Genomic DNA, 14,704 nt, shown 5'->3' with positions numbered 1-14,704 from the left:
GTTGCGGGCACGCCTGTACTGCTGTCAGCCAGGGTCTTCTCAGGTGAGCGGGATCAGGTGGTTGTCCCAGGCCAGATCCGACCGGTGCAGCGGGTGTTTGCCGGATACTGAAACCCCGAAAAACTGCCCGCTGCCGGTGCTTGCGGTAAAGCCTGCATTGGACATTGCAAGGCCGCAGACATCCGTCATGCGGTGTTCCTGCAGCAGATCCCCGGTTCCGGTATCCATGACCTGCAGCACTCCGCCGCGCGGAGAGGTGACACCGATCTGCGCTCCGTCCGCTGAGAAGGCGATGGATCCGCCATAGCCATTGAGGTTCAACACCCGCGGGTCGCCATCGGCCATCAGGCGGGGCGGGCTGCCGGGCTGGTGCAGGCCCACGATAGGCAGGGCTTCGCCCGGATCCCCCTGCCATTGCATGGCAAAACCAACGGTACCGTCAGCACGCATGGCGAGGTGACGGATGGAATTCAGGTGCAGCTCTTGCGGCAGTTCCATCTGCTCCTGCAGGGTGCCGTCAAAGCCCAAGTAGCTGAGGTTCGGGCGCATGTCCGGGAGGTTCAGCTTGGCGCGGCCGCTATCGGGGTGGGTCTCAATGCCGCCATTGGCGATGACCAGTCCCGGCGCGTCCCGGCGTAGCAGCATATCGTGCGGGCCAATGCCGCCGGAGGCGAAGGCGGCAATGCGTTTGTAGCCGTCCGTTGCGTCCCAAACGCCGATCACACCGCGTGCATTCCAGAAATCGTTTTCCGTGGTGAACAGGCGGCTGCCATCGGGGGAGAATGTGCCGTGGCCATAGAAATGGTGCCCCGCAGGCGGCTCCAGCCGGGCGAGGGCGGTGCCCGTCCGGCAGTCGATCACATCGGCAAAGCGGCCGGGGCGGCGGGCAAAGGCGACGGCTTCGGGCCGGACCGGATGCGCCGCGGCGGCGTGGCCGCGGGCAGGCAAAGGGTGGCGGAACAGGATTTCGCCGTCTTCTGTAAGACCCGCAAGCAGGAAGGCGCCGCTGCCGTCCTTGCCGGCAGACAGAAAAGCGGGGCTGCCGGCGTTGGCCCAACTGGCCTGCGGGGCAAGGCCTGTGGCCAGAAGACCAGCCAGAAAGCCGCGGCGGGTGGCCATATCAATCGCCGTCCAGGGAATTAAAGCCTGCCGCAACACCCAGGGCCGGCCCCAGTTCGCCGGTCACCAGCGCGCGCAGGTTCTTGATCTCCTGCTGCAGGGATTCGATGCGGAAGCGGCTGGCGGGATCCGCCACGCCGGCAAAGACCGGATCGTTCAGGGTCCCGGCCTTCTTGCGGGCTTTGGCAAAAGCGGCAGTGATCTTGGCTTGCAGGTCCGCGCGGCTGTCTGCCAGCGCCAGGGCCAACGGTTCCAGCGCGTTCAGCGACACCTGCACATGGCGCAGGCTGCGCCCCGAGCGGCGGGCCTCGGCGCGGTTGGGACGCGGGCGGTCAAAGGTGCCAAGCGGGCGGCCCAGGCGCATGTCGTCCAGCACTTGCAACCCGGTGGTGAGCGCCTTGAGCAGCTCCTGGGTGATTTCCTCGTCGCTTTGGTAGCGGATGGCGGGGCTGTGCATTTCGGCGGCGTAGGTCTGTTCCCAATCAACTTTGATGGATTGGGTTGTTGCCGCGATGTCGATGCTGATGGCGCGGGTCAGGGCGCAGCGGTAGTCTGCGCTGCCGGTGGTGGAAAGCTGCGGATCATACAGCAGGTATTCCAGCGCATAAAAGCCGCGGGACGCGATGGAGTAGCTGGCGAATTGCGCCGGGTCAGAGATGCCGGGGTCTTCGCTGCGGATCAGATTCCCAAGTGCCTTGGGCGTTTTACTGCGGCTGTCGGGCCAGAAAGCCAGCGCAAAGGCGCGGCTGTCTGTTTCGGTTGGACCAAAGCGGTAATGGCTGGCGGCGATCCAGGCATCGAAGGCATCGCTGTAAGCTGCGCGCAGGGGGGGTGATTGCGGATTGCAATCTGCCTGTGCGGTTTCCGCTAGTGTTTGCGCGTCCTCCGCAAGCTCCTGAAAGGCGGGGAGGATCAGTTGATCGGTGATGCTGCCGGACAGCTCTGATGCGGCGGCAGGGGCTGCGGCCAGCGCAAAGGTCAGGACGAGGGGCAGGGCAAGGTGCAGGGACGGGGCAAAGGCGCGCATCAGAGGCTCTCCAGAAAGGCGATCAGGGCAGCGCGGTCTTCCGGCCGCAGCTTTACCACGCGGGTTTTGGCCGCCTCCGCTTCGCCGCCGTGCCACAGGATGGCCTCCAGCAGGGTGCGGGCGCGGCCGTCATGCAGGAAGGTGGCACGGGGCGAGACCTGCTGGGTGAGGCCGATACCCCAAAGCGGCGCGGTGCGCCATTCGCGCCCCGTTGCGCGGGCCTCGGGGCGGTTGTCGGCCAGGCCTTCGCCCATGTCGTGCAGCAATAGGTCGCTGTAGGGCCAGATCAGTTGAAAGCTTTGCTCGGGGCGGTCCTGCAGCCGGTGGGTCACGTATTTCGGCACGTGGCAGGACGCACAGCCGGTGTTGTAGAACACCTGCTTGCCGCGCAGCACCTGGGCGTCGCTGGTGTTGCGCCGTGCGGGAACGCCGAGGTTGCGGCTGTAGAAGGTGACCAGATCCATGTTCGGCTGGTCGATCTCGGTTTCACGGGAATCAGCGCCGCCATGCGGGGCGTACTGGCAGGCGGTTTGCAGATCGGTGCATTCGCCCGCATGGGCCGGGAACAGCGGGGTGGAGATGCCGATATCGCCGGAAAACGCACCGGCGGATTGTTCGTGGACGGTCGGCATTCCGGCCTTCAGGCCAAAGCGACCCAGCATGACCCGGTTGAATTCGCGCGACCAGACCAGATTTGCTCGGCCGGAAATGCCATCGCCGTCGGTGTCTTCCTCATCCGCATGGGCAAGGATATCGGCGGCGGGGATCGCCTCCAGCAGGCCAAGGCCGATCATCGGCGGCGCGACGCGGGGTGACAGCATGGCGCCATCAGCCAATGGGCCGTAGCCGAGGTTTGCAGCCGTGTAGCCGGGACGGCGCAGGGTGGCCGTTTCACCGCCGTTCAGGGCAACCTCGAACTCCTCATACTCGACCTGCAGCTTGTACTCCGGCGCGATGCCGGGGGCGGAAAAGTCCTGCAGCTGGGAGCCATATTTCGGATCGGGCGCGGTGCCGATGTAGTCATGGACTTCCTGCAGTTCCGCCGGAACCGGGCCGGGAATGGAAACCCGCAGGAACATGGTGGTGGAGGCGTAATCCGGCTGCGCCACCACATGGCCGCGCCCGTCCTTCAAGTGGCAGCGCTGGCAGGAACGCGCGTTATAGAGCGGGCCAAGCCCGTCGGACGCCTTGGTGGACGATGGCGAGAACACCCAGATCTTCTTGAACAGCCCATTGCCCAGTTTGAACTCCAGCTCCTGCTCGAAGCTGAGGTTGGCAGAGTGCTGCGAGAACGCCTCGTCATCTTCCCTGGCGCGCACGGTGGCGGCGCCTGCGGGCAGGTCCTCGAAGCGTTCGGAGGCGGAGAAATCCGTGGCCGGTGCGGTGACAGCCTCGATCCGGGTGCGTTCGGCGTCAGTGCGGGGGAGGGGAGAGAGGTGCGGCTCTGCCTGATACTGGCTGGCCAGGTCCAGCGCCGCAACGGGGGTGGCCGCCGCAAATGCGGCAGCCAGAAACAGTTTAGTCTTCGATCTCTGCCATCTTGGTGGCGTTGAGCTGGGCATAGTTTTCGGCGCCGATCCGGTCGTGCAGTTCAAGCTGCGTTTCGAGGAAATCAATGTGGCCTTCTTCGTCCGCCATCAAGTCTTCAAACAGCTTTTGCGTGACGTAGTCACCCGCTTTGTTGCAGGCGTCGCGGGCTTCCTTATAGAGCGCGCGGGCGTCCACTTCGGCGGCAAGGTCGCATTCGAGGGTTTCTTTCGGGGTCTGGCCGATCCGCAGCGGGTCAAGCTTCTGCAGGTTCGGATGGCCGCCGAGGAACAGAATCCTTTCAATCAATTTGTCCGCGTGCTCCATCTCTTCGATGGATTCTTCGCGGCTTTTCTTGGCCATGCTGCCCAGGCCCCAATCGTCCTGCAGCCGGTAATGCAGCCAGTACTGGCTGACCGCTGTCAGCTCATGTCGCAATGCTTTGTTGAGATAGTCGATGACCTTGGCGTCGCCCTGCATATTCACTCTCCTGAATTCGGCCTGCGCCTAAATTCTGAAGCTGCGCAGGGACTTCCAGATTAGCATTCGCGCGCATGGTGTCGAGGAAAAGCGGCATGCATCCGCCGCAATCGGCGGTTTTTCCCAGGGCGTGATAAATCTTGCCAGGTGTGATTATCGTTTCGGGATCGGCATTTCGCATCCAGTCGATGGCTGCGCGGATGTCGTGGTCCGAGATTTGTGTGCAGTGGCAAACGATCATGCTGCTCGCGTCCTTGCCCGGTGGCGCAAAGGCCAAGTGATTCCGTTGGGAAATATATCCGACAGAATTACTGGGTTTTCAAGGGGTATCCAGAGTAAAATACTTGGGAATATGTGCCGGGCGGGACCCGGACTGGCAAAAAAAGGGGCCGCAACACGCGGCCCCAAGGTGTGGTTCTGTTCAGGGGATGCCAAACGTCACCGAGGGAAGTCTCATGCACCAAGCGGGATGATCAGGTTCACGCCCAGAACCGTGTTTTTGGTGCCGGCCTCATCAACGCGGGCCAAGCCGCCGCCCAACGTGAAGCCATTTTCAAATTCGTAATCTGCGCCGATGGTGATCAGGTCGGTTTCGCCCGCGCTGTCCAGATCGCGATGCACCAGCCCGCCGGACAGGGTCACGTTGCCGATGGTGTAGGCGCCGGTCAGGGTGGCATACAGCGCATCATCCGCCGAGCCGCCGGCGTTCGAGAAGGAGGCCACCTCGCCATAGATGTCGAAACCGCCATCAAAGGCATGGGCGAGGCCTGCGACAAAACCCTGTTCGTCATCCGCGTCGCCTGTGCCGGCGCTCAGGTGGCGGGCGCCGATGTGGTAGCGGGTATTGCCGGTTTCCTGCGTCCATTGGATGGCAAAATTGTCCAGCTCGCCAGTGTTGCCAGCGCCGCCGTCAGCGGTTGCGGTGCGGCCGCGGTCATAGCCAACAGAGCGGCTGAGGCCGGAATCATCGGCGTAAAACACTCCGAAGGACAGGGTGCCCGCGCCGTTCAGCTCTACGTCCGCCAGGATGCCGATCTGTTCGACCAGCTCGTAATCTTCGGCGATGGAACTGCCGAAATAGCCTGCGGCGTCGTCCCAGGCGGTACCAAACACCGGGTGCAGTTTACCAACTGAGACGGTGGTGGCGCTGCCGATACCGAAGGAGACGCCGAGTTCTTCGATATAGACGCCCATGTCATCAAAGGTGCGGTCCTCGGCGGCGTCCGTCAGCGACTCGGCGGTGACGGTGGCAAAAAGTTCAACACCGTTGCCGAATGTATAGGCGCCGGAAGCGGTGATCACGGCAAAGGTGTCGCGGATCTCGGCAGTGGCGTCATCAGACGACAGCACGCTTTCATTGGCGATCTCGATCTCGCCTTCCCAGCTGAAGCCCTGGGCCAGGGCGGCGTTTGCGCACAGGAAGACGGGCGCGCTGAGGGCCAGCGCCGCAGAGGGTTTGATTTTCATGGGGGTTCTTCTTTCTGTTGAGGGACCTGGCCGCTGATGGCGGCCAGGTCCCTTTATTTTGGTTTTGTTATATTATTGTATTTGCAGTGTTTTATTCGAATACTGCCGAAGGATTATCAAGGCTGTCAGAGCCTTCGATGGCAACGCCGCCCAGATCGAGGGTAGAGACCACCCGTTCGATAGAGCGGGTCTGGTCGATCAGCCCGTTGACGCCGCCCATCACCAGCGCTTCGCCGGCTTTGTTGCCCTGCGCCAGCATCTGGTCATAGGACAGGCCTGCTTCGGCTGCGGTCTTGATCCGGCCAAGCGCCTGCATGGTGCCCGCCAGCTTGCTGCGCATCTCGGCGTCCAGATCCGCGTCCTTGGCGGCCACCAGATCGGCCAGCGACGCGCCCGAGACCAGATCGCCGTTCACCCGCACATATTCGCCCAGATAGACGTTCTGCACGCCCAAGCCATCGTAGTAGTGGCTGTTGTGGGTGTTGTCGGAGAAACAATCATGCTCTTCCTCGGGGTCGTTCAGCATCAGGCCCAGACGCATCCGTTCACCCGCCTGTTCGCCGTAAGACAGCGAGCCCATGCCGGTCAGCATCGCGGTGATGCCGGCGTTTTCATCGCCCAGCAGCGTGGTGCGGGCTTCGCCTTCGGCGCCCCACTGCGCGGCGATCCATTCCAGGTCGGTGATCAGCAGCTCGGTGGCGGCCTGCAGGTACTCGCCGCGGCGGTCGCAGTTGCCGCCGGTGCAGGCGTCGCCGGTGGCATAGTCGGTCCACGGGCGGTCGCCGGCGCCATGTTCGGTGCCCTTCAGATCCTGGCCCCACAGCAGGAATTCGATGGCATGATAGCCGGTGGCCACATTGGCCTCGACCCCGTCGGCCTCGTGCAGGGCGCCTTCCAGAAGTTCAGGAGTGATCTTGGCGGCGTCGATGGCTTTGCCGGACAGCTCAAAGCTGGGATTGGCGATGATGTTCAGCGATGCCAGGGTGTTCTCGTCGGTCGGGCCGCCATAAGAGGCGTCCACATAGTCGATCAGGCCTTCGTCCAGCGGCCAGGCGTTCACCTTGCCTTCCCAGTCGTCCACGATGGCATTGCCGAAACGGAAGACTTCGGACTGCTGATAGGGCACGCGGGCGGCGATCCAGGCGGCGCGGGCAGCCTCCAGGTTTTCGGCTGAGGGATGCGCGACCAGCGCGTCTACAGCGGCTTTCAGCACCTGCGCGGTGGCCAGGCTGTCCTGGTATTTGGCCTCGGCGATATTGGCATAGTTGGTCAGCACTGCGGCCTTGTCGGCGGCAAAGGCTGTGGTGGCGCCAAAGGCGAGACCGGCAAGGGCAGTGCCCGTGAGAAACAGGGATTTCATCAGCTAAGTCCTTAGTTATATAGTGAATTCAGTGAAGGGTGGCGGTGGCGGGCCGGGCCGGTTGCAGCGGCGGGCGCGGCGCCATGATCTGTTGCATCAGCAAGCCGCAGTCAGATGCCAGCTGCGTCAGCTCGGACGCTTTGCGCGGGGTGACGATCAGCGAGGCAAGGATTTGCGCATCGTCCTGCTGGCCTTCGGCAGCACAGGCCAGAAGATTGGCAAAGCAGTTCTCATCCGCGCCCAGGCATTTGCAGGTCATGCCGTGGCGCACCAGCGGGCGGCGGCCATGGGTGGCGCAGAAGTTGCAAAGAGTGCCAAAGGCCTCAAACGCGGCATCGGCCATTTCGGGGCCGAAGTTCACCTCGAAATCCCGGCGCATCTGGTCGCGGGTCTCGGCGCCGGAAAACCAGTGGCGCAGATAGATCACCGCGCCGGCTTCCAGCGGCGGCAGCTCGGACAGGGTGCCGACGGTCACGCCGCCGCGGGGCGAAGGGTGCGCAGTGCTCATGGCCGTCCGCTCACTTGGTCAGGATCAGCTTGCCTGCGCGGGTGATGCGCAGCGAATAGATCTGCCCGTTCAGCAGAATACGGGCCTGCACGCCGCCGCGGGTCAGATCCTCGGCGTGATAGGTGGGGAACACTTCGGTGGTTGCGGTGGTTGCGGTGGCCGGCACCGGCTTGGAGGCAATCTGGTTCATATCTTCCGCCCATTGCTGAATTCCGCCCTGTCCAGAAGCCATTCCAGACAAAAACCGGATAGAGCGCCGGACGGCGCAAAGACCTGCGGCCACAATTGGCGCATGTCCTCGGGTTCCAGCTCTTGGGTCTGCGGGCCGCGGTGGCGGCTGTCTCTGGTCGGCATGGGGGCGATCTCGGTTGATGAAATGTCACTCGGGCTCGCCTGATCCGAGTCAGGCTGGCTGGAATGCCGTATACCTGAATTATTCACTCAGGTATGTCAATCTGAGTTTTTTAGTAAGAAATAATTTTTGCGATGGCAGAAGAGGATAGGGGAACAGAAAAGGCCGCCCGATGGGCGGCCTTTCAGAATTCTATGTGCAACGGATCAGGCGCGAGTGCCGGAAAACCGCGCCTGCCAGTCCTCGCGCTGCTCGTCGGTGATCTTGGCAAACAGCACCTCTGGCACGGTGAAGCTGTGGCCTGCGGGCAGGGCTGACAGGGCAGCCGCCGCATCTTCGGGCCAGTTGCGGTCGTCCGAATTCATCGCCGCCATCAGCGTGTCTGAGGCCTGCGGGATGAAGGGGGCCGACAGTACGGCGTAAAGCCGGATCAGGTTCAGGCCCAGACGCACCTGGGCTGCGGCGCGGTCGGGATCTTGCTTGAACACCGACCAGGGTGCTGCGGATTGCAGGTATTCATTGCCGGCAACCCAGATCGCCCGCAGCTCCTGTGCCGATTTGCGGACCTCCATCGCTTCCATGTGGCCTTCATAGGCGCGGATGCGGGTGGTCAGTTCAGCGATCAGCGCCTGTTCCTGTTCGCCGTATTCACCGGCTGCGGGAACTTCTTCGCCGAACTTGGAACGGCAGAATTTGGTGATGCGGCTGACAAAGTTGCCCAGCACGTCGGCCAGATCCTTGTTCACCGACTGCTGGAAGTTCTCCCAGGTGAATTCGGAATCGCTGCTTTCCGGCGCATGGCTGAGGAGCCACCAGCGCCAGTAATCGGCCGGCAGGATTTCCAGCGCCTGATCCATGAACACGCCGCGCCCCTGGCTGGTGGAGAACTGGCCGCCGTCGTAGTTCAGGTAGTTGAACGACTTCAGGTGGTCGACCATTTTCCACGGCTCGCCCGATCCCAGAATGGTTGCCGGGAACGACAGGGTGTGGAAGGGGACGTTGTCCTTGCCCATGAACTGGACGTATTTCACGTCCTCGGCGCCCTTGTCGGTGCGCCACCAGCGCTGCCAGTCGGCGTCGGATTTGCCATTCGCCTCGGCCCATTCGCCAGCGGCGGCGATATATTCGATCGGCGCGTCGAACCAGACGTAGAACACCTTGCCCTCCATGCCCGGCCAGTCTGCGCCGCCCTTTTTGACCGGCACGCCCCAGTCCAGATCGCGGGTGATGCCGCGGTCCTGCAGCCCGTCACCGTCATGCAGCCACTTCTTGGCAATCGAGGTGGTCAGGATCGGCCAGTCGTGTTTGCTGTCGATCCAGGCGTCCAGCTGGTCCTTCAGCTGCGACTGGCACAGATACAGATGCTTGGTCTCGCGCACTTCCAAATCGGTGGAGCCGGACACGGCGGAGCGCGGGTTGATCAGGTCGGTCGGGTCCAGCTGCTTGGTGCATTCCTCGCACTGGTCGCCGCGGGCGCGTTCATAGCCGCAGTTGGGGCAGGTGCCTTCGATATAGCGGTCGGGCAGGAAGCGGCCGTCGGCATTGGAATAGACCTGTTTCTCGGTTACTTCGCGGATCAGCCCGGCCTCGGCCAGCTTGCCTGCGAAATGCTGGGTCAGCGCGTGGTTCTGCGGGCTGGAGGAGCGGCCGAAGTGATCAAACGACAGCGCAAAGCCCTTGGCGATTTCCGACTGGATGCCATGCATTTCAGCGCAGTATTCCGCCACCGGCTTGTCCGCCTTGGCGGCGGCCAGTTCCGCCGGGGTGCCGTGCTCGTCAGTGGCGCAGAGGAACATCACCTCGTTGCCGCGTCCGCGCTGGAACCGGGCATAAAGGTCGGCCGGCAGCTGCGAACCCACCAGGTTGCCCAGATGCTTGATCCCGTTGATATAGGGGATCGCGGAAGTGATCAGAATGCGTGCCATGCTATCCATCCAGGTAATGTGTCAAACGCCCGTCTACCGCATGGCGCAGGCGGCGGAAACCCCGGCAGCGGTTTTCCCTGGAAATTGGAGAAACAGCGGCAGTTCCCGCTTGAACTGAACAGGGGGCTGGCGCACTCATTGGTTGCGAAAACCGGTTTCAAGCCCTTGAAAGTTCACGAGGGCGTTACCATCTGCATTGTATACCAATGCATACAATTAGGGGCTACCCATAGGTGTTTGACTTTCTTCTCGATAGCGCATTTGCGCCGTTTACCCTTGCCCTGGCCCTGTTGGGCGGACTGGCAGTTCTGGAGCTGCTGGCGCTTTTGCTCGGCGGCAGTCTGATCGGCGGCGATAGCGACGCGGGTCTGGACGGCATGGATGGCGGAGATATCGGGGAGTTCCCGGATGCCGGCGACCTGGGTGATTTGGGCGCTGATGCCGCCGCGGATGCATTGGGTGATCTGGGAGACATGGATCTTGCGGATCTGGACGGGGCCGAAGGGCTGGATGGCGCCGGGGCGGCGGATGCCACGGGCAGCCTGGCGTCGTGGCTGGGGCTGGGGCGGATGCCGACGCTGATCTGGCTGGCGGCGGTGCTGATGGGTTTTGGCCTCAGCGGTATTGGCCTGCAGATGGTTTTGACGTCTTATCTGGGTTTTGCCGCACCGGCCTGGATGGCGGGGCTGCCTGCCGGCGCCTTCGGCCTGTGGTTCGCGCGCGGCTTTGGCGGGATGTTTGCCCGGCTGCTGCCGCAGACCGAGACCGAGGCCCTTTCGGTGCGCAGCCTGGGCCGCCGCCGCGGTGTGATCACCCAAGGCACCGCTGCGCAGGGCCGCCCGGCCGAGGTGCGGGTCACTGATGGCTACGGCAACGCCCACTACCTGCGCGCCGAACCCTTTGCCGCGGGCGAGGAACTGTCCCAGGGCACCGAAGTGCTGGTGATGCGCGACCGCCGCAAGGACCGGTTTGTGCTGATCGCGCTGTCTGAATAACCGAAACCAAAACTTATAAATCCAATTATCCAAGGGAGTATTCCGCATGGAATTTCAATTCCTGCTCATTGTCGTGGCGAGCATTCTTATCTTTCTTCTCATCTTCGGCCTGGTTCTTGGCCGGCTCTACCGCCGGGCCACCCGTGAAATCAGCCTGGTCAAAACCGGTGCCGGCGGCAAGAAGGTGATCATGGACGGGGGCACCATTGTCGTGCCGCTGCTGCATGAGGTCAGCCCCGTCAACATGAAAACCCTGCGCCTGGAAGTGAAGCGGGACGGCGACGCCGCGCTGATCACCCAGGACCGGATGCGGGTGGATGTTGGCGTTGAATTCTACGTCTCGGTGATGGCCACGGCTGAGGGCATTGCCCGCGCCGCGCAGACCCTGGGCGACCGTACGTTTGATGTCGAACAGCTGCGCGAAATGATCGAGGGCAAGCTGATCGACGGCCTGCGCGCGGTGGCTGCACAGATGACCATGGACGGGCTGCATGAAAAACGCGCCGACTTTGTGCAGGAGGTGCAGAATGCGGTCTCTGAGGACCTGCTGAAAAATGGATTGTCGCTGGAATCTGTCTCGCTCACCGCATTGGACCAGACGCCGTTTGAGGCACTGGACGAAAACAACGCCTTTAACGCCGTTGGCATGCGCAAACTGGCCGAGGTGATTGCCCAGTCCAAAAAGGAGCGCGCGCAAATTGATGCGGATACCCAGGTCTCGGTGCGCCGTGCCGCGATGGAGGCTGAGCGTCAGCGTCTGACCATTGAACAGGATGAAGAACAGGCCAAGATCTCGCAGCTGCAGCAGATCGAAACCATGAAGGCCGCGCAGGAGTCCGAAGTGGCGCAGCGGCGCGAGGATTCGATGCGCGAGAGCGAGCGTGCGCGGATTGCACGCGAAGAGGCCATCCGCTCTGCCGAGATTGAACGGGAGCGCAAGATCCGCGACGCCGAAATCACCAAGGAGCGCGAGCTGGAGGTTGCCGAACAGGAACGCCAGATCATCATCCAGCAGAAATCCGAAGAGGAAAGCCGCGCCCGTGCGTCGGCGGATCTGGCGCGGGCCGAGGCCACCAAGGCGACTGAGGCAGTGGCAACCGCCCGTGAAGTTGCTGAGGCGGAACGCCAGAAGCAGATCACGCTGATCGAAGCCACCCGCGAAGCCGAACGCCAGGCAACCGGCATCCGCCTGGCTGCTCAGGCTGAGAAAGACGCGGCGGCTGACCGGGCCGAAGCGCGGCGTGAAGAAGCCCAGGCCGAGGCTGATGCGCTTAACATCCGGGCCGAGGCCAAGAAGAACGACATGCTGGCCGAGGCGGAAGGCAAACGCGCAATTGTTGAATCCGAGAACGCGCTGTCGGCTGAGCTGATCCGGATGAAGATCGACATGGCGCGGATCGAGGCGATGCCTGCGATCATCACCGAGATGGTGAAACCGGCCGAGAAGATCGATTCGATTAAGATCCATCAGGTCAGCGGCATCGGCGGCGGCGCGCCTTATGCGGCGGCTGGGGCCGGCGCTGGCGCCGAGAAACCGGTGGTCAATCAGGCGCTCGACTCGATCATGGGCATGGCGGTGCAGATGCCCGCGCTGAAGAAGCTGGGCGAGGAGCTGGGCCTGTCGATGGAAAACGGTGTCAGCGGTGTTGCCAGCCAGGCGCTGGGCGTTGAGCCGGAGGCGGTTGAAGGTTCTGATGTGCCGCTGCTGAATGGCGCTGCGGCAGGTCCGGCGCCAAATGACGCCGCGGCTGAAAGCTGATTGTTCAGCTTCCCGGAATATTTATAGGGGCCGGAGTTTTCCGGCCCTTTTTTGCATTCGTAAGCAGATCCTTAAAGGGTCAATGCTGCTGTCCGAATGTTTCGCGCGCGAAACAATCAGGCAGAGATGCTGACCTGTTTCACTTCCTCTTGCGCGAGCGTTTCAGCAGCCGGCCGATGGTGAAGGAGGTGCGTGGCGCATAGACATAATTGGTGCGCTCTTCGGGCGTCGGGCGCACTTTCATCCGGCTGAGACCAAAGGCGATCAGCAGCACATGGCCGCAGGCCACATAGGCAAACAGGGCAGGCGGCCCGTAATAGCTGATCAGCGTTGAGGAGACATAGGGGCTGGCGATGGCGCCCAAGGCAAAGAAGAACATCAGCGCTGCTGCCAGCTCCACCCGCTCTTCCGTTGTTGCAAAGTCGTTGGCGTGCGCGGCGGAAACCGAAAAGATCGGGAAGGTGGTGAAGCCGAAGAACCCTGCCGCCAGCATCACCCCCAGAGTGCCGGTGCCGCTGGCAGCCATGGTGACAGCGCAGCTGAAGATGGCAGCCACAGAAAGCCAGATCAGCACCCAGCGGCGGTCGTATTTGTCGGCCAGCCAGCCCATCGGGTACTGTGCCAGCGCGCCGCCCAGCACAAAGGCGGCAAGGAAAAAGGCGATCTGGCCGATTTCCAGGCCGACTTCCTGGCCATAGACCGGGCCGACCATCCGGAACGAGGCCGAGCTGAGTGCCGCCACGATCACCCCCGCCACCGCCAGCGGCGAACAGCGCCAGGCCAGTTTGGGGCGCAGCCGCGGCGCATCGGGGGTTTCCGGCTGGCTGGCCTTGGTCAGGGTCAGGGGCAGCAGTGCCGCGCAGCAAATCACCGCCAGCAGATTGTAGGAAATATAGACGGCAGGCGGCAGCACCGCGATGATCAGCTGCGCCGCCAGCGAGGCGCTCATATCGGCAATCCGGTAGGTGCCCATGGCGCGGCCGCGGTTCTCGTTGGTGACTTTGGCGTTAAGCCAGGCCTCGATCACCGTATAGGCGCCGGCCACGCACAGGCCCGAGGCAATCCGCATCGCCGCCCAGGCATAGGGGTTTTCTGTCAGCGTATGGCCCAAGAGCCCCATCGCCCCAAGGGCTGTGCAGACCGCAAAGGCGCGGGAATGGCCGACATTGCCCATCAGCCGCGGCGCCCACCAGCAGCCGATGAAGAAGCCAAAGAAATGGGCCGAGCCAAGCAGGCCGATCTGCTCCTTGGTGAAATTCAGCGTCAGACCCGAGATAGCATCGAGCGGGCCGACGCCTCCCGTGGACAGCTGCAGCAGGATGACAGAAAGAAACAGGGCGGCAAAGGAGATGATCAGGCGCATAACGCTGCGACCATGACAGGCTGCGGCGGCATTGCCAGCCGGTTTCCGTCATTGTGGTGTCGTATTCTTGCGCGGCGGTGTTTTTCGGCACTGGGCGCGGCCCGGGGTTCAGCCCGCCTGGCGGATGCGGGCTTTGATGGCGAGGGTGACCCGGTCGCCGACCAGATCCGGATAGCCGGTGGCGCCAAAGGCCGCGCGGCTGAGGCTGCCGCTGAGATGCACGTCGAGTTCGCGCAGATCGCTGGCGGCGGTGCCGGGCCGGCGGTAGAGCGCCGCCTGCAAGGTCAGCGGCCGGGTGGTTCCGCGCAGGGTCAGTTCGCCGCCGATCTGCGCGCCGCCTGAAAGCCGTCCGTCAGGCCCGAGGCGGACACGGGTGGAGCGGAAACGGATTTCCGGGAAGCGCGCGGTGTTGAGCACGCCGGGGCTTTTCAGCGCCTCGGTGGCAAAGATCAGCCCGGTCCGGGCGCGGCTGGCGTCAAGCGTGATATTGGCCTGGCTGCGGGCGAGGTTCTGCGGATCAATCCGGATGCGGGCGGCGCGGACCGGGATCCGCCCCTGCTGCGGCTGGCCGCTGAGCCGGAAGGTAAAGCGCACGTCTGTGGCATCGGGAATGAGGCGGTAAGGCAGGATCGCTGCGGGCAGCCTTTGCGGGGCCAGCAGGCTGGCCGCAAGGCAGGCGATCAGGCTCCGCCGGTGCATCCTGTGGTTTCTCATGGGGGTTTCTTCTCCGGTTGCATAGCGTTTTTTACATGGCGTTTGCGATGCCGCAGCTTGAGCTTATCCGGATTTTCCGCCGCAGGCTGCTCACTTTCGCGGGGGGAG

General features: G+C 63.2%; 14 protein-coding genes. 2 read left to right on the top strand and 12 right to left on the bottom strand.

Going from position 1 to position 14,704, the window contains the following annotated elements:
• Positions 1 to 39: 39 nt before the first annotated feature.
• The 10 genes from L1069_RS13330 to metG form a co-directional block, all read right to left on the bottom strand.
• Positions 40 to 1,119: a DUF1513 domain-containing protein gene (locus tag L1069_RS13330; protein ID WP_237455988.1), complete on the bottom strand. Its 1,080-nt coding sequence runs from the start codon at positions 1,117 to 1,119 to the stop codon at positions 40 to 42.
• A 1-nt stretch (position 1,120) separates the two neighbouring features.
• Positions 1,121 to 2,146 (bottom strand): imelysin family protein, encoded by a 1,026-nt coding sequence (locus L1069_RS13325; protein ID WP_237455987.1) that lies wholly within the window; start codon positions 2,144 to 2,146, stop codon positions 1,121 to 1,123.
• Complete coding sequence (locus tag L1069_RS13320) at positions 2,146 to 3,708, bottom strand: di-heme oxidoredictase family protein (protein WP_237455986.1); 1,563 nt, start codon at positions 3,706 to 3,708, stop codon at positions 2,146 to 2,148. The genes L1069_RS13325 and L1069_RS13320 overlap by 1 nt, the downstream gene beginning before the upstream one ends.
• On the bottom strand, positions 3,665 to 4,153 hold the full coding sequence (gene bfr / locus L1069_RS13315) for a bacterioferritin (protein ID WP_027259753.1): 489 nt from the start codon (positions 4,151 to 4,153) through the stop codon (positions 3,665 to 3,667). Before bfr ends, L1069_RS13320 begins: the two co-directional genes overlap by 44 nt.
• Positions 4,101 to 4,394: a (2Fe-2S)-binding protein gene (locus L1069_RS13310; RefSeq protein WP_129371629.1), complete on the bottom strand. Its 294-nt coding sequence runs from the start codon at positions 4,392 to 4,394 to the stop codon at positions 4,101 to 4,103. Before L1069_RS13310 ends, bfr begins: the two co-directional genes overlap by 53 nt.
• Before the next feature lie 212 nt (positions 4,395 to 4,606).
• On the bottom strand, positions 4,607 to 5,620 hold the full coding sequence (locus tag L1069_RS13305; RefSeq protein WP_237455985.1) for a porin: 1,014 nt from the start codon (positions 5,618 to 5,620) through the stop codon (positions 4,607 to 4,609).
• Positions 5,621 to 5,711: 91 nt separating this feature from the next.
• Entirely contained in the window at positions 5,712 to 6,980 is a 1,269-nt protein-coding gene (locus L1069_RS13300) for an imelysin family protein (protein ID WP_237455984.1), read from the bottom strand.
• A 28-nt stretch (positions 6,981 to 7,008) separates the two neighbouring features.
• Complete coding sequence (locus L1069_RS13295) at positions 7,009 to 7,488, bottom strand: hypothetical protein (protein ID WP_134829332.1); 480 nt, start codon at positions 7,486 to 7,488, stop codon at positions 7,009 to 7,011.
• A 10-nt stretch (positions 7,489 to 7,498) separates the two neighbouring features.
• A complete protein-coding gene (locus L1069_RS13290) occupies positions 7,499 to 7,678 on the bottom strand; it encodes a hemin uptake protein HemP (protein ID WP_129371625.1) in 180 nt (59 codons plus the stop codon).
• 368 nt (positions 7,679 to 8,046) lie between these two features.
• Positions 8,047 to 9,765 (bottom strand): methionine--tRNA ligase, encoded by a 1,719-nt coding sequence (metG, locus tag L1069_RS13285; RefSeq protein WP_205877273.1) that lies wholly within the window; start codon positions 9,763 to 9,765, stop codon positions 8,047 to 8,049.
• 233 nt (positions 9,766 to 9,998) lie between these two features.
• Between metG and L1069_RS13280 the strand changes: the two genes are divergently transcribed.
• Both L1069_RS13280 and L1069_RS13275 read left to right on the top strand, forming a co-directional pair.
• Entirely contained in the window at positions 9,999 to 10,760 is a 762-nt protein-coding gene (locus L1069_RS13280) for an OB-fold-containig protein (RefSeq protein ID WP_237455983.1), read from the top strand.
• 46 nt (positions 10,761 to 10,806) lie between these two features.
• Entirely contained in the window at positions 10,807 to 12,519 is a 1,713-nt protein-coding gene (locus L1069_RS13275) for a flotillin domain-containing protein (protein ID WP_237455982.1), read from the top strand.
• A gap of 139 nt (positions 12,520 to 12,658) precedes the next feature.
• Here the strand turns inward: L1069_RS13275 and L1069_RS13270 are convergent, their stop codons facing one another.
• Together L1069_RS13270 and L1069_RS13265 are read right to left on the bottom strand one after the other, a co-directional pair.
• Positions 12,659 to 13,882, bottom strand: coding sequence for an MFS transporter (locus L1069_RS13270; protein WP_237455981.1), 1,224 nt, complete (start codon positions 13,880 to 13,882; stop codon positions 12,659 to 12,661).
• A 108-nt stretch (positions 13,883 to 13,990) separates the two neighbouring features.
• The gene (locus L1069_RS13265) at positions 13,991 to 14,596 is read right to left on the bottom strand and encodes a YceI family protein (protein WP_237455980.1); all 606 of its coding nucleotides are present in this window, start codon (positions 14,594 to 14,596) and stop codon (positions 13,991 to 13,993) included.
• Positions 14,597 to 14,704 lie beyond the last annotated feature (108 nt).

This window comes from Leisingera sp. MMG026, from assembly GCF_021654205.1.
Taxonomy (GTDB): Bacteria; Pseudomonadota; Alphaproteobacteria; order Rhodobacterales; family Rhodobacteraceae; genus Leisingera.
Note: the sequence above shows the minus strand (reverse complement) of the source record. Positions and strands in the feature narration are given on the sequence as shown.

What these genes read in the sequence shown, in the direction of transcription:
- L1069_RS13330 (WP_237455988.1), bottom strand. Translation starts at nt 1,119, where the DNA reads ATGGCCACCCGCCGCGGCTTTCTGGCTGGTCTTCTGGCCACAGGCCTT.
- L1069_RS13325 (WP_237455987.1), bottom strand. Translation starts at nt 2,146, where the DNA reads ATGCGCGCCTTTGCCCCGTCCCTGCACCTTGCCCTGCCCCTCGTCCTG.
- L1069_RS13320 (WP_237455986.1), bottom strand. Translation starts at nt 3,708, where the DNA reads ATGCCCAGCTCAACGCCACCAAGATGGCAGAGATCGAAGACTAAACTG.
- bfr (WP_027259753.1), bottom strand. Translation starts at nt 4,153, where the DNA reads ATGCAGGGCGACGCCAAGGTCATCGACTATCTCAACAAAGCATTGCGA.
- L1069_RS13310 (WP_129371629.1), bottom strand. Translation starts at nt 4,394, where the DNA reads ATGATCGTTTGCCACTGCACACAAATCTCGGACCACGACATCCGCGCA.
- L1069_RS13305 (WP_237455985.1), bottom strand. Translation starts at nt 5,620, where the DNA reads ATGAAAATCAAACCCTCTGCGGCGCTGGCCCTCAGCGCGCCCGTCTTC.
- L1069_RS13300 (WP_237455984.1), bottom strand. Translation starts at nt 6,980, where the DNA reads ATGAAATCCCTGTTTCTCACGGGCACTGCCCTTGCCGGTCTCGCCTTT.
- L1069_RS13295 (WP_134829332.1), bottom strand. Translation starts at nt 7,488, where the DNA reads ATGAGCACTGCGCACCCTTCGCCCCGCGGCGGCGTGACCGTCGGCACC.
- L1069_RS13290 (WP_129371625.1), bottom strand. Translation starts at nt 7,678, where the DNA reads ATGAACCAGATTGCCTCCAAGCCGGTGCCGGCCACCGCAACCACCGCA.
- metG (WP_205877273.1), bottom strand. Translation starts at nt 9,765, where the DNA reads ATGGCACGCATTCTGATCACTTCCGCGATCCCCTATATCAACGGGATC.
- L1069_RS13275 (WP_237455982.1), top strand. Translation starts at nt 10,807, where the DNA reads ATGGAATTTCAATTCCTGCTCATTGTCGTGGCGAGCATTCTTATCTTT.
- L1069_RS13270 (WP_237455981.1), bottom strand. Translation starts at nt 13,882, where the DNA reads ATGCGCCTGATCATCTCCTTTGCCGCCCTGTTTCTTTCTGTCATCCTG.
- L1069_RS13265 (WP_237455980.1), bottom strand. Translation starts at nt 14,596, where the DNA reads ATGAGAAACCACAGGATGCACCGGCGGAGCCTGATCGCCTGCCTTGCG.